The organism is Lentilitoribacter sp. EG35, assembly GCF_040784015.1.
Taxonomy (GTDB): domain Bacteria; phylum Pseudomonadota; class Alphaproteobacteria; order Rhizobiales; family Rhizobiaceae; genus Lentilitoribacter.
Genome location: NZ_JBFNGQ010000006.1, coordinates 18777 through 36109 on the forward strand (window position 1 = coordinate 18777; position 17333 = coordinate 36109).

The following is a 17333-nucleotide window of genomic DNA, read 5'->3' on the forward strand; positions in this document are numbered from 1 at the left end:
CTCCCCGTCTTGTGAAGCAGATAATACAATCCAGTGCGTTTCAAAGATAGGCTTGAAACTCCAATAATATTATCAATGAACCACTAATATGGACAGAGGATCCACCAATGAGCGAAATCATAGAAAATATGACAGCCCCAAGTTTTAATTTACCAAGAGATGGTGGCAAAACTGTGAATCTTTCCGATTTCAAAGGCAAGAAAGTAGCACTATTCTTCTATCCAAAAGATGACACCAGTGGCTGCACTAAAGAAGCCATAGAGTTCACAGAACACGTAGCTGACTTTGAAGCAGCAAACACCGTTGTTATTGGCATGTCTCCTGATCCGGTGAAGAAGCATGACAAGTTTATCGCCAAGCATGAACTCGGCATTATTCTTGCGTCTGATGAGGAGAAGACAACACTTGACGCATATAATGTTTGGAAAGAAAAAAGCATGTACGGCAAGAAATATATGGGCGTTGAACGTTCAACATTTTTGATCGATCAGGATGGAAAAGTTCAAAAACTTTGGCGCAAAGTAAAAGTTCCAGGACATGTGGAAGACGTTTTAAAAGCAGCACAAGAGCTTTAGCCCTTCCTACAGGAGCATTTTAAGGTGACGGATCATGAATAATCAAGCTACAGCTCCATTATTTCATTCTCTCAGAGATGGTGCAAATCGTGCCATTTCTTCACCTGATCTTGAAGAGAAGATGTTACTTGCACAAACCGCCGCCACCAAATGGTTTAGTGGCACGCTTTCCTTGAAATCGCCGCTAGACAAGAAAAACGTCCTGCGACCCGGACGACCTGAAAAACCTGAGCTCGTCCCTCCCATGCAAGTTGGCCGTCGGGCTATCAGTACCGTAGAAGGTCGTATAGCTCTCATGCATGCTATTGCGCATATCGAACTTAATGCAACAGACCTTGCGCTCGACATTGTTGCTCGATTCGCATCTAAGCCCATGCCGAGATCTTTTTATGATAATTGGATGCAAGTAGCGTTCGAAGAGGCCAAACATTTTAAACTGATACGCGATAGATTACGCGAAATGGGCGCAGATTATGGTGATTTGTCTGCTCATGATGGCCTATGGGAAGCCGCCCACGATACACGCAATGATTTGACAGCGCGATTGGCAGTTGTTCCGCTGGTTCTTGAGGCACGTGGGTTGGATGTAACACCTGCACTACAGGCCAAAATGCGTCAAACCGGGGATCATGAGAGTGCTCGCATTCTGGATATTATCTATGAGGATGAAAAAAAGCATGTAGCGGTGGGCGCCAAATGGTTTAGGTTTTTATGTTCACGAGAGAAGAAAGACCCAAGTGCGACATTCAAAACTTTGGTTCAGGCAAATTTCCGCGGAAAATTTAAAGCCCCCTTCAATGAACTCGCAAGAGCTGAGGCTGGAATGACTCCTTCTTTCTACCGCACTCTTTCCCCTCAAAGTAGATCTTGACCTGCCCGTACTGTTAAACTTGGAAAAATTCTCATATTGTGATGATGATGAGCCCTGAAAAAATAATTTGTTAACCATAATAAGGCTTAATGACCCTACCAAAAGATTCTCATAAATGGTGGAGTTAGATTGCATAACAAGGGCAAATCAGTTTTCGGTCAAAAAAAGTCCAAACATGTGTTGATCCTCGCAAATGATGATAAAGTTCGTCATATGGTGATCAAGCCATGGATTTTGGGTATTGCAGTTAGCTTTGTCGCGGTTATGGTGATTGGCCACTTGCTTGCAACAACTTATCTGGTTGTTCGCGATGACTTGGTGGGCAGCTCCATGGCCCGTCAAGCGCGTATGCAACATTCATATGAAGACCGTATTTCGCAACTCCGCTCCGAGCTTGATCGCGTAACCAGCAAACAGCTCCTGAACCAACAGCTGGTTCAAGATAAAGTTGCAGAATTGATGCAACGTCAGACGACCCTATCTGATCGACATGGGCAACTATCGCCTATCTTGGATCGCGCAGGAATTATTGACGTAGAACCACAACAAATCCCCATTCCGATGATTAACCCATTAAAACGGGCTAAGAGCGCATCTCTTAATCGCAATGTTCTGCAGGACCATGTCTCAAGCAATAAAAAACCAAAGATATCTTCATTTGATACAGCATCTATTTCAGCTGTAAGCGCTTTTGCTCCGGTCCAACAAATTACCAACTCAATATCACCTACTCAAACATTCGTAAAAACCAGTTCGGATAATCTATTTGGCAATGTTGCATTATCATTACAAAATATCGAACACGAACAAATAGCTCGCATTCAAGCCTTAGCGGAAAACACCGCTACCAGAACCGCACAAATCACGCAGATACTTAAAGGATCCAAACTGCCTGCACCAAAAATTGATGCGGACGATGAAAGTGCCATCGGCGGACCGTTTGTACCTCAGAGTGAAAGTGACACATTTAATTATTCTCTACGTGGTCTGGATTTAGCACTCCGCCATTATGATCAGGTCCTCACCCATATTGAAAACCTACCACTGAAACATCCGGTTATTGGTTCAAAAATATCAAGCAAATTCGGTAATCGTCGCGATCCATTTCTTCGGCGCTACGCCTTTCATGCTGGCATTGATTTCAAAGCGCGCACCGGCACATCTGTTAAACCAACAGCAAATGGACGTGTGATAAAAGCCGGATGGCAAGGCGGCTACGGGAAGATGGTTGTAGTCGATCATGGAAATGGCACAACAACGCGCTATGCCCATCTATCACGCATTCTAGTTAACCATGGCCAAATGGTCTCAATTCATACGATCATTGGAAAAGTAGGCAGCACAGGTCGATCAACTGGTCCTCACCTGCATTATGAGATTCGGGAAAATGGCAAAGCAATTAATCCATTAAAGTACCTTAATGCGGGCTCAAAGTTACGCCCTATCTTGAAATCATCGTAAATAAATCGATTTGATTTAAAATTGAGTAAAATTGTATAAACTGATTTCTGATTTAAATCAATTAATTCAATTAGTTAACGCACTAAATGGTACGATTTCTCACGTGAACTCCAACTAAATTCACTTTCATTCCGCCATTATCAAAAACCTTACTCTGGGGCTAATGTCATATCATTGCCACAATGGAGCAAAAACATTGCGCAAAGCGCCTGCAATTTCTTGACTTTAGAGCTGTTAGCTACTACGCCACGGTAAAATTAAGTGGCATAAAACGTTAATTTAAACTTTAAAAACGGAAGCTAGCTGCATTTGACAACTTTTTCAGATCTCGGACTTAGCACTAAAGTACTAACAGCAGTTGAAGATGCTGGTTATACAACCCCAACACCAATTCAGGCGGGAGCAATTCCACCAGCATTGCAGCGTAAAGATGTTTTGGGGATAGCTCAAACTGGTACGGGTAAGACAGCCTCATTTGTTTTACCAATGCTAACGCTTCTTGAAAAAGGCCGAGCTAGAGCGCGTATGCCGCGCACCTTGATCTTGGAACCAACTCGTGAGTTGGCGGCACAAGTCGCCGAAAATTTCGACAAGTATGGCAAAAATTTACGCCTCAATGTTGCGCTTCTTATTGGCGGCGTCTCATTTGCCGAGCAAGATCGTAAACTTGAGCGTGGCGCGGATGTGTTGATTGCGACACCTGGCCGATTGCTCGATCATTGTGAACGCGGCAAGCTTTTGATGACAGGTGTAGAATTGCTTGTGATCGATGAAGCTGACCGCATGCTGGATATGGGCTTTATTCCTGACATTGAGCGAATTGCAAAACTTATTCCGTTTACACGCCAAACATTGTTTTTCTCCGCAACTATGCCGCCAGTAATTCAAACATTAGCGGATCAGTTCTTGCAGAACCCAACACGTATCGAAGTCGCGCCACCATCTTCTACTGCAGCGACAGTAACCCAGCATTTGGTGAAGTGTAAATCTAAAGACTATGAAAAGCGCGAGACTCTACGCGAATTAATCCGCACTCAAGAAGATGTGCAAAATGGTATAATCTTTTGTAACCGAAAGAAAAGCGTTGCTGACCTCCACAGATCGTTAGAGCGTCATGGGTTTTCGGTTGGCGCACTTCATGGTGACATGGATCAACGTTCGCGTATGACGACATTGCAAGGCTTTAAGGACAATGAAATCAAGTTCTTGGTTGCCTCCGACGTCGCTGCACGTGGGCTTGATATCCCCGCAGTAAGCCATGTATTCAACTATGATGCGCCTACGCATGCAGAAGATTATGTACACCGCATTGGCCGCACGGGTCGTGCTGGTCGCGAGGGAGCCGCTTTTACAATGATCGGTAAGTCTGACAAAAAATATATCGATGCTATCGAGGCACTTATCAACACTAAGATTGAATACTTTGAACTTGCTGGCGACACAAAAAATAGCGCGCCGGTGGACGCTAAAGCCAAACCTGCGAAGCGCACTCGCAAGCCAAAAAAGCAAGATGCTAATGAAGCGGCAGCGCCAGTACGATCAAATAACACACTGGATACAACCTCAGAAAACGTGGTTAGCAGTGTTGGCAACAACCGCAACGACAATGTAAAAAAACCACGCAACAATAACCGCCGAAAAAATGACAGAGATGATGGGCCAACCCCTGTAGGTTTTGGTGATGAAATCCCAGCATTCATGTTGATCAGCGCAAAAGCGAGTTAAAAGCTCATTTTTGACACGAAATTGTGCTATTGATTCTGACATCAGATTACTGATTTTGGAGAATGTAGTCGCATGTTTAAAAAATTTATTATAACCCTCGTACTCAGCATTGCTTTTAGCACCAGCATATTGTCGCTCAATATACAGACGCTGAGCGCACAAACACTAGAGGAAGCGCTTGCACTCCCAACTCGACTTCTTTTTACCATTAGCGGAGGCTCTTGGGCTGAAGAGCTTGAAGTAGACGGCACCGCCACGACACGCAAAGGCTATTACCGCCTGTCAGCATTTCGCCAACAAGATAATACAAGTGCTTTGTTCCTTCAAAAAATTGCAAATACGGATCAGGGACCTGAAGAGGTTCTCACACTTGAACTGGAAGAAGTATCTGCAATGAATGCCTATATCACGGACATGCGCCCTGAAAGCTCTACAGGCAGCAGTTCAAATGCAGGCTTTGCTGCATATGTCTATCTAAAAACCGATCCAAGCATTGTCGAACCTACGACCTATTCTATCTATGTTGATGATTTAGATGATATTTTTATTGAACAGGCTTCAAACTAGACCGAGGTAGAGATTGCTGATCGTGAAACATACGGGACTAAAGCGCATATTTTCAGCAATAGGCTATTCAATTGATGGCCTTCTGGTGCTTATGAAAGAGCCTGCCCTTAGGCAAGAACTCATCCTATCTCTTCTGGTGCTGATTTCTTTTACTCTTGTTGGCGCAAGCGCCATTCACTTTGTCACCATGTCCATATTACTGCTTATGGTTATCGCAGTCGAAGCCCTTAACACGGCAATAGAAAATATTGTCGATAGGATTTCACCCGAAATTTCCGATTTTGCAAAACGGACAAAAGATCTAGGTTCCAGCGCAGTTTTTCTACTGATCTGCGGTATCGTAATCTATTGGATATATGTCTTGGGGAGCACACTGAGTGTATTCTAGAGCCTGAATTGTGTTGCCACTTTAAGCATCTGCACCTATCAAATTGATTCATATAACTCATTTAAAGCATTGAATTTAATCGATATCTTCGACACTGACATTGCCGCCAAAGGCACGATGCGCAAGTGTTGCTTCCATAAAGCCGTCAAGCTTTCCATCCAACACGTCATTTGGAGACGTGCTTTCATACGCAGTTCGAAGATCTTTGACGAGCTGATATGGCTGCAAAACATAAGAGCGAATTTGGTGCCCCCAACCAATTTCGGATTTTGACTCAGCCTCGGCGTTTGCAGCATCTTCACGCTTTTTAAGCTCGTTCTCATAAAGCCGAGCTCGCAACATATCCCAAGCTTTTGCCTTGTTTTTATGTTGTGAACGCTCTTGCTGACACTGTACCACTATGCCTGTAGGTTGGTGGGTAATCCGAACTGCGGAATCAGTCGTATTAATGTGCTGACCGCCCGCGCCCGATGCGCGATATGTATCGATACGGCAATCACTCTCTGCGATTTCGATATTGATTGAATCATCAATAACGGGATACACCCAAATACTGGAAAATGACGTGTGCCGACGCGCATTACTATCAAACGGTGAAATACGTACAAGGCGATGCACACCTGATTCTGTTTTCAACCAACCATACGCATTGTGGCCTTTGATGTGTAATGTGGCAGATTTAATACCCGCCTCTTCACCATCATGGATCTCCATGAGTTCCACTTTCATGCCGCTGCGCTCGGCCCAACGTGTATACATGCGCAACAACATATTTGCCCAGTCCTGACTTTCCGTTCCACCAGCGCCGGAATGAACTTCCAAATAGGCGTCATTTGCATCCGCTTCGCCGGAGAGCAGAGATTGCAGCTGTTGTTTGGCGGCATCAGCCTGTAATGCGCGAAGAGCATCCTCGGCCTCGGTAACGATATCACTATCGCCCTCTTCTTCGCCCATCTCTATCAACTCAACATTATCAGAAAGTTGAGATTCCAGATTATTCAGTCCATTGATAGACTCTTCCAAGAACTGACGCTCTCGCATGAGTTTTTGCGCTTCAGTTGGATCATCCCATAATGTTGGATCTTCGGCTTTGTTGTTTAGATAGCCGAATCTCTTAATGGCTTGATCCCAGTCAAAGATGCCTCCTTAGCAGCCCGATTGTCTGCTCAATGTCATCGGCAAGTGCTTGTATTTCTGCGCGCATTTTTTATCTATTCGTATTGGATTATCTATAGAAAATGAATGTTGCCCGATGTTAGTCCCGAGCTTCAGCGCGGAACTTAGTCATCAACCGAATGAATGTAAAGCTTTGGTTTCAACCATATTGAGATAAGCGCAGACGCCTAGTAGAGACCACCCGTCCCGGAACCAACGGCTCTATTAGCTTGTGGCGATACTTCCAAAATTTCATCGCCTGTCGCAAAATCTTCCATGCCAATTACAGAGAAAATATCTGCAGGACCGGTACCAGGCTTAAATGCTTCCAAGATTACGTCTTGCTCGCCCTCAAATGCCTCCATACCTGTTTTGCGGTTAATTGGAATGAACTTCATCCCCTGTGGAATACGAAACTCGACAGGATGCGCATCTTTAAGAGCCGTTTTCATAAACTCATTGAAAACTGGTGCAGCTAAGCCACCACCTGTTGACCCGCGCCCCATTGGTCTTGGCGTATCATAACCAATGTAAACGCCAGCAACGAGATCAGGTGTATAGCCCACGAACCAGGCATCGCGCTCGTCATTTGTGGTTCCGGTTTTACCCGCTGTTGGCTGGTTAAGCTTGATTTTACCTGCCGCAGTTCCGCGTCTGACAACGCCTTCCATCATGGACGTAATTTGATAGGCAGTCATTGGATCTAGAACCTGTTCACGCGTATCTGTGATTTCCGGCTCTTCCTGTGAAAGCCATGCCGTAGCAGAACAAGCTTCACAAACGCGCTGCTCGTGGCGGAAAATTGTGCGTCCATAGCGATCTTGAATACGGTCAATCAATGATGGCGTGATCTGCTTACCACCATTTGCCAACACTGAATAAGCTGACACCATGCGCATAACTGTAGTTTCCGCAGAACCAAGAGAAGCCGCTAAAACAGGGTACAATTCGTCATATAGACCAAAACGTTCCGAATATTCTGCAACAAGGGGCATGCCCATGTCATTGGCAAGACGTACCGTCATCAGGTTACGGGATTTCTCAATTCCAAGACGCAAAGTTGATGGGCCAGCCGAACCGCCACCATAGTTCTTAGGTCTCCAAACCTTACCACCGGAAACAAGCTCAATTGGGGCATCTAAAACCACAGAGGCCGGTGTATATCCATTATCTAGTGCTGCCGCATATACAAAAGGCTTAAATGAAGAGCCTGGCTGACGCATTGCTTGCGTGGCGCGGTTAAATTCACTTTGCGCATAGGAGAAACCACCAACCATGGCCAAAACTCGACCTGTATGAGGATCCATAGCAACTAGGCCGCCCTGAATTTCTGGCAACTGGCGAAGACGCCAATACTCTTCTCCATCTTTGTTTTCTGTTTTCTGAACGTAGACGACATCTCCAGGAAGAAGAATATCACTAACCTTCTTAACTTTGCGACGTTTTCCATCTTCGGAAATTGTAAATGCCCATTTCATCGTGCTACCCGAAATGGAAATTTGCTCGCGCGCTTTTTTCACATTGCCTGCAACATTCTTGCCCGGGTTAAGGCCCAGTTCTGCATCCTCATCCGATGCGGCCAAGACAACAGCTAAATTCCAACTCGGCAAGTCAGACAATCTATCTATCTTCGATAAAGCCTCACCCCAATCAAGATTAACATCAACCTGCTGAATAGCACCGCGATAACCACGTTGCTGGTCAAATCGCATGAGGCCATTTTGAAGCGCATTGCGGGCTGCAGCTTGTATTTTGGGATCAAGCGTTGTGCGAACGGATAAACCACTTTCATACAGCGCTTCATCACCAAACCTACCAATTAAACGTCGGCGGACCTCTTCCGAAAAATATTCAGATGCAAACAGGTAATTGCCGCGCGGACGCGGGTTTACATCCAGTTTTTTCTCTTTTGCTTTTTTTGCCTCTTCAAAAGAAACATAACCATTGTCCATCATCCGATCGATAACATAATTACGCCGCTCAATAGCTGCCTCGGTTTTACGATAAGGATGGTAATTGGAAGGCCCCTTTGGCAAGGCAGCCAAATAAGCAATTTCGTGCAATTCCAACTCATTGACTGATTTATCATAGTAAGTCAGCGCAGCGCCAGCAATGCCGTAAGAGCCTAGACCAAAGAATATCTCATTGAGGTAAAGCTCCAAAATGCGATCTTTACTATAGGCTTCTTCAATGCGGAATGAGAGAATGGCTTCCTTGATTTTTCGGTCAATTGTTTGATCAGAAGTCAGAAGGAAGTTTTTGGCCACTTGTTGCGTAATTGTCGACGCGCCAACCAAACGGCGACCTTTGCCGTAATTTTCAACATTGGTAACAATAGCACGCGCAAAACCTTGCCAATCCATACCACCGTGAGAGTAGAAATTCTTATCTTCTGCGGAAATAAAAGCAGCTTTCACACGATCTGGAACGGCCTGAATGGGCAGGTAAAGGCGTCGTTCACGGGCATATTCTGCCATCAGCTCACCTGTTGATGAGTGAACCCGTGTTGTCACAGGAGGTGCGTAGGAGTTCAAAACTTCGAAATCAGGAAGATCTTTGGTTACATCAGATACATACCAGGCAACGGCAGCTGCAATGATGAAGAAAAAGATTGTTCCGATGCCAAAAAAATAGCCGATAAGACGCATCATTTGATTCTATTTAACCCTTATATGCCGCAGTGGTCAGTCATTATGAAATCCCCAAGGTGGAGAAAATTTATGCCAAGATTGTGTACAAAATTAGGCTCTGGCGACGAAAATACATATCGTCAGTTACGCGAACCATTACGTCTGGCTCCTTTTATAGCACGATTCGTGTTTTTCAAGCAGAAAAGCTAGTCTGCACATTAATCCACCGGGCAAAGTTTCACAATGTGATCAGGCTTGACTTGGTATCAGTCTTTTGAAAATCGTTTCATGTCCATCTGTTGGGAAACGAGGGACTAAAGTTGCCAAGACCAAAGACACACACGCCATTAATGCGGCAAGCGTATAAACCATGGACGGGTCATACAGCCAAAGATACCCAAGGGCGGCAGGTAAGAAAACCGCAGCGATGTGATTGATCGTAAATGCAACGGCTGCCGTTGCAGCTTGATCTTCCGGGCTTGCAATCTTCTGGAAATAGGTTTTTTGCGCAAATGCCATGGCAAATAATATATGATCGATAATGTAAAGCACCGCTGCCACTTCCCATGGCCAGCTAAACCAGTAAACACCTGCATACAGCAAGAAAACACCTAAAAGACCTATATACTCAACAATAAGAGAAAAACGCTCGCCCATTCTGGCAATCATTTTGCCCACTAACGGACTTGCGATCATCGTCGTCAGGTGGTTGATCAACATAAGGCCAGCAATATGGTGGAGTTGAAAACCATACAATTCGACCATCATGAAAGCGGCGAAAACCACGAAGATTTGCCGCCGCGCACCGCCCATAAAGACCAGCGCATAATAAAGCCAGTAACGCTTCTTAAGCACAACCTTCCTACTTTGAACGGTGTCTGGTCGAAAATTGGGAAATGCAAACCAGCAATAAAGCGCAATAATCATTGATACACTGCCAGAGGCCCAATAGACAGTTCTATAGTCCAGATCAAACAGCTCCCAAAGACCTATAATAGCAGCATAGGAGATGAGTGCACCAAAGGCCCCTGCGGATACAATCCAGCCAAGTACTTGCGGCGCTTTTTCTTTTGCCAGCCATTGCAATTGCAGGCTTTGCGCCACGGTTTGATAATAATGAAACCCTAAAGATGAAACGAATGTAATAACCAAAACGCCCTGCTGCGTTGGGAATTCTGCGGTCAACGCCGAGCCTAATCCAAGAAGAAACAGCGACATAATGCCAAAGGATTGTTCACGAATGAGCGCATAGATGAAAATCGCCAGAAACGCCAGAAAACCCGGAATTTCTCGCACTGTGTGCATCCAACCATTGTCTGATCCGTCAAATTTAACGACCTCAATTACAAAATTGGCAGCAACGGCCATCCACGTTGAAAATGTCATCATCGTGGCAAATGCCATGAGAACCAGCATAGCTTCCGGTCGTTTATACAATGGGAAAGCCTGCGCTTGTTTCAGCGAAACTTCAGATTTCATGAACAATTTTGGGACCTTTATTTCTTTCTTCGACAAATGTCTTAGAAAACACCTGATTAACTATTCTATTCCTGATTACCGATAAAACAAACACCTTTTAGCAGCTAATCGACGACCCTCTTCAAGTTATTAATTTCATTAAAGTATTTGTGTGAACGATACGAAAATCATCGAAACTTAATCCTCAGACACATAGTCTCCAGAAAATTTCTTTAAATCATCATCGATTTCATACCAGTCTGGTTTTGAAGCTGTGTGGATGTGAAGTGAAGGGCGTATCTTGGGATCATCATCCAGAGCGGAAGCTGCGACCACATATATATCTCCAGAATTCATATCACCCAATGATGTGCCGCATTCCTTACAAAAACACCGCTCAAATTTGGCATCTGGCCCACCTTTGAATTTACCAATTTCATCTTGCCCATCCGTGATGACAAGATCATCGGACTTGCCAATCAGCACTGCGGAGAACACGCCAGCAGCTTTGCGGCATCTTGAACAGTGGCAATAACTGAGCGAATATGGTTCGCCAGAAATTTGAAACTTAATATTCCCGCACAGACAACTTCCCCTGATCATATTATATTTCACTTTTTGGATGTGACAATAAAGAACACAACATGAACAAATTACTCCCTCTTGTCAATATTCTTTCTCTCCAATGTTAAAACAACGGTGAAATTTACAAAAAATGCATTGGGTGGTTGATCACATGCTGTATCTTATGCTTCACCTCATTTTTTCTCAATTAATTCAAGTATATTGCCGTCAGGATCTTCAATAAAAGCAATAGTTTCCGGATGATCGCCAGCGTCATTTTTAGATTTCATTGGGCCAGGTTCCCTAAGGTAGGAAATACCGCATTCAGAAAACAGTTCGTTTATTTCTTCAAAACTATCCACTTCAAGGGCTATATGCCCAAACTGGTTTCCACGTACAAAAGATCCTTCGTCCCAATTATAGGTCAACTCGATAACACTAGCTTCCTGCTCGCTTTGATATCCGATAAACACCAGAGTAAATCTACTGTCACTAAAGCTTTCTCGCCGGACCTCCTCCATCCCAAGAATTTGGCAGTAAAAATCAATTGAACGATCAAGATCACTCACACGTAACATGGTGTGCAATATCCTACTTGGTCTTGTCCATGTACATATCTCCATTAGTCAAGGCTCCAACTGTTGGAAATTGTTCCAACAGTTGGGCTGAACACGTTCATAAATTGGCATTAGCCCTGCGAAATTGCCTCTTCTAATTCCGCATTCGTCATGGCTCGACCGTCTAAATTCCATGACCCATCTACTGTATGCACTAGGTTGGTGTAGATTTGCCGACGTTCAACTCGACCCTGACTGTATTGTTCTAAAATGTCGGTCGCCTCAGCGAAGAAGCCTTGTTGTATTGACCTATCAGCCAGCGCAAATGACGGTGTTAAACATTCCAACCATATTCCCGGAACAGAAACACCTCCCGCAAGTGTCAAGCCATCGCCGTATTCTTGGATATGCATTGTGATGTTTGGTGTCATCACGCTATTACCCGTAAGGTCATGCCATTTAAGGAACGCGTCCGTGATCTTTTTTCCAATTTCTTGAATTAAACTTTTATCCAGAACAGATTCTGAATAACTTAGAGTGAGTGGCATTTTTATCTCCTATTATTAACTTGCAAAATGCAATACGTGATAATTAAGCTTACGTATTGCATTTTGCAAGTAAAAAATATATATTTCAATTCATGAGCAAAAATGAACAAATAAGATCATCTGGATGCCCTATCGCTTACGGATTGGATATTATCGGTGACCGCTGGAGCTTACTGGTCATTCGGGATATCATGATTAGGGGTAACAAGACTTACAGCGACTTTCTGGAAGCTGAAGAAGGCATCGCATCGAATATTCTCAATGATAGATTGAAGAAGCTAACCAACCTTGGAATTCTTGATAAATCAAGAGATCCTAACAATCGACGTAGTTTTGTATATGAGTTGACTGAAAAAGGTCACGACCTAGCTCCGCTCGTCATCGAAATGGTTATTTGGAGCGGCAAACATGATACGCGTGAAAATGCCAGCAAAGAGGTCCTAGCGAAGGTTCTGGAAGATAAACGCCAGTTCGAAATGGAGCTTCGCGGGAAATAAAACTAGGGTGAGAACCCGCGCTAGTTAATGCACTACCCAAATCATGCTCGGAACATTGTTACGTCACTTTAGTGCATCTAGGTGCACGTTTTTCATAATAAACATGTAAAAGGGCGGCAATTATGCCGCCCCTCATCAAAAGCAAATTCAAATCATATCATCTTGTTATGAATTGAATTTTTTGATCTCGCCAGATGCCAATCGTGAGCTATAGGAAGCGAGCTCTTTTCTCACCAAACCAATCAGGAAGTACAAGGCAAAGATGTTCACAACTGCCATTGCAAAGATCGCGGCATCAGAGAAATCGATAACCGGGCCCAAGCTAGCTGCCGCACCAATCACAATGAAGATACAGAAGATTGATTTAAACGTAAGTTCAGATCTTTTTCCTTCTCCAAAGAGGTATGTCCAGCTTTTCAAGCCGTAATACGACCATGAAATCATAGTCGAAAATGCAAACAATACGACGGCTATAGCAAGCAAAAACGGGAACCATGAGATTGATGCTCCGAAGGCTGCAGATGTGAGAGCAACGCCTGATGTACCACCTACCGTCTGAATAGCATTACCTGCCTCATTCAGCACAAAGTTTCCGGTTTCGGCATCCATAACCAACTGACCGGAGATTGTGATAACCAACGCCGTCATAGTACAAATAACAACTGTATCGATTAGCGGCTCGAGTAGTGACACAAACCCCTCAGTAATAGGCTCATTGGTTTTCACCGCCGAGTGCGCAATCGCTGCAGATCCCACTCCAGCTTCGTTGGAGAAGGCTGCTCGTTTGAAACCCTGAATAAGAGCGCCAACAAAGCCACCTGCAACACCTAAACCAGTGAATGCACCAGCGAAGATTTGACTAAAGGCCCAACCAATTTTGTCATAATTGACAAGAAGGATTATAAGCGCTGCACCAACATAAAGAATACCCATGAAAGGCACGACTTTTTCGGTAACACTGGCGATTGACTTGATGCCACCGACGATGACGGCAAAAACAACACCGGCAAAAATAATGCCCGTGATCCAACCCGGATAATCTCCAACAATTCCGCTAATTTGCGCATGCGCCTGATTGGCCTGGAACATATTACCACCGCCAAGTGCACCCAAGATACAGAAAACAGAGAATAGAACCGCAAGAAATCTACCACCTGGTAAACCAAGTTCTTTGAAACCTTTGGAAATATAGTACATCGGGCCACCGGAAACGGTGCCATCTGCATATTCATTCCTATATTTTACACCCAGCGTACATTCGGTAAACTTTGATGCCATACCTAAAAGGCCAGCCAAGATCATCCAAAAGGTTGCACCGGGTCCACCGATGCCGACAGCAACGGCAACACCTGCAATGTTACCCAGACCAACCGTACCGGAAAGCGCTGTTGCTAAAGCTTGGAAATGGCTAACTTCACCGGCATCATTTGGGTCTGAATAATCACCCTTAACAAGGCTGACCGCATGTTTGAAGTAACGGAACTGAACAAACCCGAAATACAGCGTAAACACGGTCGCAGCTATGACGAGCCACATTACGATCCAGGGGAATGATGTCCCCGGAATGGGTGCAAAGATCAGACTTACAAATGGTCCGGTTACAGTTGCAAATACCTCATTTACTTTTTGATCAAGTGTCATTGCTTCTTGCGCATAAGTCGGCAAGACAACAGATAAAAAGGTGATTATTGCTAAAGAGATTGTTTTAAGCATTTTCATTTTGGCTGCCCCCTAGTTTACGACGGTTACAGGCACGGATGCGCTCATAACCAGGTTAGAAGTGGAACTGCCAAAAATACGGTTGGATATCCCCCCTTCAGATGAACGCGCGACGATGATTTGTTCCGCATTTTCTTCATCAGAAATACGACTCAACGTCTCTGCAACATCACCATGCTTCACCAAACCACGTACGGTTAAACCGCTGTCGCGAAGCTGAGCAACGGCAGGATCAACAACCCGCTCCATAGCCAAGGAAATTTCTTGTTCCCTGCGTTTATGACGTTCGGCGTTTTCTTCTGCGGTTTGGAATGAAAATGGTGACCATTCCACCACATAAACGACCAGCACTTCACAGCTGCCAATGAGTTCGGCCAGTTTTTTGGCATAAGCAAGCGCCCGCTCGCCCGAACCATGTCCGTCAAGGCCGACTACTAATTTAGTAGACATCATATCTTCTCCTGTTTTTGTCCCCTTTTATATGAACTCACGGACACTCATCCATCAGTTCATTGGGTAGAATCCGGCATATAGACGAAAACTCCCACGTGTGATGGTACACTAAATGGAAAAGGAAAATTACCTTTTTTAAAAAGGTTAAGCTAAATAGTAGACTGAATTTTATAACTTTTTAAGCTATATTGCCTGATATATGCACGTTAAGAGTTGGATAGCCCAGAAAGAAAACAAGGAAAAATCGAGATGTATATTCTGGATAACACTCAAAAAGTGTATTTTTAAACACTCATAAATTGGAATAACTAAGAACATAAAACTTGCTGTCTGGATTGGGGAAACTTGTCAGCATATGGCATATTAAACCCATACAGATTATCAATCTTTAATTAATTTTTGAATGGTGATCTTAGTTATGATGAGAGATTTCTGACAAATCCAACCATACGGAATTATGTTGTTCATTGCGAGCATCGGTAAGACTGAACATTTTGATCCCCAACTCCTGTTCAGGCAAAACTGAGCTGAGACTGATTAGGCGCTGTTCATCTATGTGATCAAAAACAAGCGATTTTGGCAACCAAGCGACGCCATAACCGTCAATCGCAAATTGTAACATGGCAAGTGTCAATGATGTTTCAGCTTTAGGGGACACTGTTACACCCGATGGCAATTGGGGAACAATTGCCCGTTCAAACACCTTCCCCAAGAACACATCCGACGGATAACTGATGACTGGAACTTCATTCTGCTCCGCTGCTGAGCGCATGGATGGTGCACATACTGGTATCAGCGTATCCACTCCAAGTGATATGGATTCAAATGCCTTGGGAACGACAGCCTTACGAATACCAAGCGTGTCATACATCATTGCAAACTCAACTTCCCCCGAAAGTAAAAGCATTAAACATTCATCACCATCGCCGGATCGAACACGTACTTTTCGTTTCTGTGGCCGAAGAACCCCAGCAAGTTTTGATGATAGCAGCGTTGTTAGTGCGTGTTGACATGCTATTGTGACCGTATGACCATGCGGGTTTGATACTTCTCTCATTGTATTTTGCAAACGTTGCAGCCGGCTACACAGGTCACGTAGTTCTGGCTCCAATGCGGCAACACCGGGCATTAATGTGACGGGCTTACGAGTGCGATCAAACAGAACTGCACCAACACTATTTTCAATAAGTCGAATACGGCGGGTGAATGCGGATTGCGTCAAAAACCTTTTTTCCGCAGCGTGTGCAAGTGAGCCATGGTCAAGCACAGCCAATATGTCTTCTATCCATTCAAGTCGCATAACTCACCTCATTCATAACTTGCATTTTTTGCATATTATATGCGGAATTTCGCATTATGAAACGTATTTTTCAATTGATAATATGAGCAAAACAAAATTTTGGAGAACACCATGCGTCTCAATAAAATGCAAATGAAAGATACAAAGTCAGATAAGTTGCGCCGCATCGGCATGCTTGGCGGCATGGGTGTTGAAGCAACCATTGCATTGATGCAGCGTGTACATGGGGCAACACTTGCCGAAGATGATAAAGATCAGGTTCCGATGATTATAGACATGAACCCGCAAGTTCCGTCTCGTATTGAGCACCTCATTAAACAAAGCGGGGTTAACCCCGGACCTACCCTTGCGGATATGGCAGCACGGCTTGAAGTTGCCGGCGCAGAGGCATTAGTTATACCCTGTAATACAGCGCACTATTATGCTGATTGGGTGGAGGCAAGCTCTGAAATCCCGCTTATTCACATGCCAAAATTGACTTGCGCACATCTTGCAAAGCTACTTCCCGCAGGCTCAAGAGTAGGGATTTTGGCATCTCCTGCCACAGAACAAATTGGTCTTTTTCAATCGCTGCTTGAGGATGTTGGCTTAACTGCCATTTATCCAGAAAATACAACAGCCATCTTAGCGTCTATTCAGCGGATTAAGAAGGCCGGTCCATGCGCTGATGATCTTGCTTTGCTAGATGAAGAAGTTATACGGCTGAAGAACCGCGGCGCTTGCGCAATATTGGTAGGTTGCACAGAATTTTCATTGCTCAGCAAGCAGATAAAATCGGACATTTCGATCGTTGATGGCCTCGACATTCTAGTAGATGAGATTATCGCATTCTCAGGAGCCAAAAGAAGGCAATAGTGCTAGGTTC

17 protein-coding genes are annotated in these 17333 nt (G+C 44.4%); 8 read left to right on the plus strand and 9 right to left on the minus strand.

What is annotated here, in order from left to right:
* The first annotated feature begins 107 nt into the window (after positions 1-107).
* The 6 genes from AB2J24_RS11470 (at position 108) to AB2J24_RS11495 (ending at position 5587) form a co-directional block, all read left to right on the plus strand.
* Positions 108-575: a peroxiredoxin gene (locus tag AB2J24_RS11470; protein WP_367385572.1), complete on the plus strand. Its 468-nt coding sequence runs from the start codon at positions 108-110 to the stop codon at positions 573-575.
* A gap of 34 nt (positions 576-609) precedes the next feature.
* On the plus strand, positions 610-1446 hold the full coding sequence (locus AB2J24_RS11475; RefSeq protein ID WP_162653730.1) for a ferritin-like domain-containing protein: 837 nt from the start codon (positions 610-612) through the stop codon (positions 1444-1446).
* Positions 1447-1575: 129 nt separating this feature from the next.
* Positions 1576-2907: a peptidoglycan DD-metalloendopeptidase family protein gene (locus AB2J24_RS11480; protein ID WP_367385573.1), complete on the plus strand. Its 1332-nt coding sequence runs from the start codon at positions 1576-1578 to the stop codon at positions 2905-2907.
* A 309-nt stretch (positions 2908-3216) separates the two neighbouring features.
* A complete protein-coding gene (locus tag AB2J24_RS11485; RefSeq protein ID WP_367385574.1) occupies positions 3217-4632 on the plus strand; it encodes a DEAD/DEAH box helicase in 1416 nt (471 codons plus the stop codon).
* Between the two features lie 72 nt (positions 4633-4704).
* Positions 4705-5199 carry a hypothetical protein gene (locus AB2J24_RS11490; RefSeq protein WP_367385575.1) on the plus strand — a complete coding sequence of 165 codons (495 nt, stop codon included), beginning with the start codon at positions 4705-4707 and terminating at the stop codon, positions 5197-5199.
* A gap of 22 nt (positions 5200-5221) precedes the next feature.
* On the plus strand, positions 5222-5587 hold the full coding sequence (locus AB2J24_RS11495) for a diacylglycerol kinase (protein ID WP_162653726.1): 366 nt from the start codon (positions 5222-5224) through the stop codon (positions 5585-5587).
* A 75-nt stretch (positions 5588-5662) separates the two neighbouring features.
* On the opposite strand, the gene prfB is transcribed toward AB2J24_RS11495, so the two are convergent.
* The 6 genes from prfB to AB2J24_RS11525 form a co-directional block, all read right to left on the minus strand.
* Positions 5663-6791, minus strand: a protein-coding gene (prfB, locus tag AB2J24_RS11500) for a peptide chain release factor 2 (RefSeq protein WP_162653725.1) whose coding sequence is annotated in 2 segments (ribosomal slippage) — positions 5663-6721 and positions 6723-6791 — 1128 coding nt in all. Because the reading frame shifts where the segments join, the coding sequence is not laid out codon by codon here.
* A 139-nt stretch (positions 6792-6930) separates the two neighbouring features.
* Positions 6931-9393, minus strand: coding sequence for a penicillin-binding protein 1A (locus AB2J24_RS11505; RefSeq protein WP_162653724.1), 2463 nt, complete (start codon positions 9391-9393; stop codon positions 6931-6933).
* Positions 9394-9621: 228 nt separating this feature from the next.
* On the minus strand, positions 9622-10851 hold the full coding sequence (locus AB2J24_RS11510; protein ID WP_162653723.1) for an MFS transporter: 1230 nt from the start codon (positions 10849-10851) through the stop codon (positions 9622-9624).
* 177 nt (positions 10852-11028) lie between these two features.
* Positions 11029-11433, minus strand: coding sequence for a GFA family protein (locus AB2J24_RS11515; protein WP_367385576.1), 405 nt, complete (start codon positions 11431-11433; stop codon positions 11029-11031).
* 155 nt (positions 11434-11588) lie between these two features.
* Positions 11589-12017, minus strand: a complete 429-nt coding sequence (locus AB2J24_RS11520; RefSeq protein ID WP_367385577.1) for a VOC family protein — start codon at positions 12015-12017, stop codon at positions 11589-11591.
* Positions 12018-12082: 65 nt separating this feature from the next.
* On the minus strand, positions 12083-12499 hold the full coding sequence (locus AB2J24_RS11525; RefSeq protein WP_367385578.1) for a 4-oxalocrotonate tautomerase: 417 nt from the start codon (positions 12497-12499) through the stop codon (positions 12083-12085).
* Between the two features lie 92 nt (positions 12500-12591).
* On the opposite strand from AB2J24_RS11525, the gene AB2J24_RS11530 reads away from it, so the two are divergent.
* The gene (locus AB2J24_RS11530; protein ID WP_367385579.1) at positions 12592-12996 is read left to right on the plus strand and encodes a winged helix-turn-helix transcriptional regulator; all 405 of its coding nucleotides are present in this window, start codon (positions 12592-12594) and stop codon (positions 12994-12996) included.
* Between the two features lie 165 nt (positions 12997-13161).
* Here AB2J24_RS11530 and AB2J24_RS11535 read toward each other — a convergent pair whose 3' ends face one another.
* The 3 genes from AB2J24_RS11535 to AB2J24_RS11545 all read right to left on the minus strand — a co-directional run bounded on the left by AB2J24_RS11535 (position 13162) and on the right by AB2J24_RS11545 (position 16468).
* The gene (locus AB2J24_RS11535; RefSeq protein ID WP_367385735.1) at positions 13162-14709 is read right to left on the minus strand and encodes an alanine/glycine:cation symporter family protein; all 1548 of its coding nucleotides are present in this window, start codon (positions 14707-14709) and stop codon (positions 13162-13164) included.
* A gap of 18 nt (positions 14710-14727) precedes the next feature.
* Entirely contained in the window at positions 14728-15165 is a 438-nt protein-coding gene (locus AB2J24_RS11540; RefSeq protein WP_162653720.1) for a universal stress protein, read from the minus strand.
* A gap of 415 nt (positions 15166-15580) precedes the next feature.
* Positions 15581-16468, minus strand: a complete 888-nt coding sequence (locus AB2J24_RS11545) for a LysR family transcriptional regulator (RefSeq protein ID WP_367385580.1) — start codon at positions 16466-16468, stop codon at positions 15581-15583.
* A 111-nt stretch (positions 16469-16579) separates the two neighbouring features.
* On the opposite strand from AB2J24_RS11545, the gene AB2J24_RS11550 reads away from it, so the two are divergent.
* The gene (locus AB2J24_RS11550; protein ID WP_367385581.1) at positions 16580-17323 is read left to right on the plus strand and encodes an aspartate/glutamate racemase family protein; all 744 of its coding nucleotides are present in this window, start codon (positions 16580-16582) and stop codon (positions 17321-17323) included.
* The last annotated feature ends 10 nt before the right edge of the window (positions 17324-17333 follow it).

What these genes read in the sequence shown, in the direction of transcription:
- AB2J24_RS11475 (WP_162653730.1), top strand. Translation starts at nt 610, where the DNA reads ATGAATAATCAAGCTACAGCTCCATTATTTCATTCTCTCAGAGATGGT.
- AB2J24_RS11540 (WP_162653720.1), bottom strand. Translation starts at nt 15,165, where the DNA reads ATGTCTACTAAATTAGTAGTCGGCCTTGACGGACATGGTTCGGGCGAG.
- AB2J24_RS11550 (WP_367385581.1), top strand. Translation starts at nt 16,580, where the DNA reads ATGCGTCTCAATAAAATGCAAATGAAAGATACAAAGTCAGATAAGTTG.
- AB2J24_RS11535 (WP_367385735.1), bottom strand. Translation starts at nt 14,709, where the DNA reads ATGCTTAAAACAATCTCTTTAGCAATAATCACCTTTTTATCTGTTGTC.
- AB2J24_RS11530 (WP_367385579.1), top strand. Translation starts at nt 12,592, where the DNA reads ATGAGCAAAAATGAACAAATAAGATCATCTGGATGCCCTATCGCTTAC.
- AB2J24_RS11470 (WP_367385572.1), top strand. Translation starts at nt 108, where the DNA reads ATGAGCGAAATCATAGAAAATATGACAGCCCCAAGTTTTAATTTACCA.
- AB2J24_RS11490 (WP_367385575.1), top strand. Translation starts at nt 4,705, where the DNA reads ATGTTTAAAAAATTTATTATAACCCTCGTACTCAGCATTGCTTTTAGC.
- AB2J24_RS11515 (WP_367385576.1), bottom strand. Translation starts at nt 11,433, where the DNA reads ATGATCAGGGGAAGTTGTCTGTGCGGGAATATTAAGTTTCAAATTTCT.
- AB2J24_RS11545 (WP_367385580.1), bottom strand. Translation starts at nt 16,468, where the DNA reads ATGCGACTTGAATGGATAGAAGACATATTGGCTGTGCTTGACCATGGC.
- AB2J24_RS11520 (WP_367385577.1), bottom strand. Translation starts at nt 12,017, where the DNA reads ATGGAGATATGTACATGGACAAGACCAAGTAGGATATTGCACACCATG.
- AB2J24_RS11510 (WP_162653723.1), bottom strand. Translation starts at nt 10,851, where the DNA reads ATGAAATCTGAAGTTTCGCTGAAACAAGCGCAGGCTTTCCCATTGTAT.
- AB2J24_RS11525 (WP_367385578.1), bottom strand. Translation starts at nt 12,499, where the DNA reads ATGCCACTCACTCTAAGTTATTCAGAATCTGTTCTGGATAAAAGTTTA.
- AB2J24_RS11505 (WP_162653724.1), bottom strand. Translation starts at nt 9,393, where the DNA reads ATGATGCGTCTTATCGGCTATTTTTTTGGCATCGGAACAATCTTTTTC.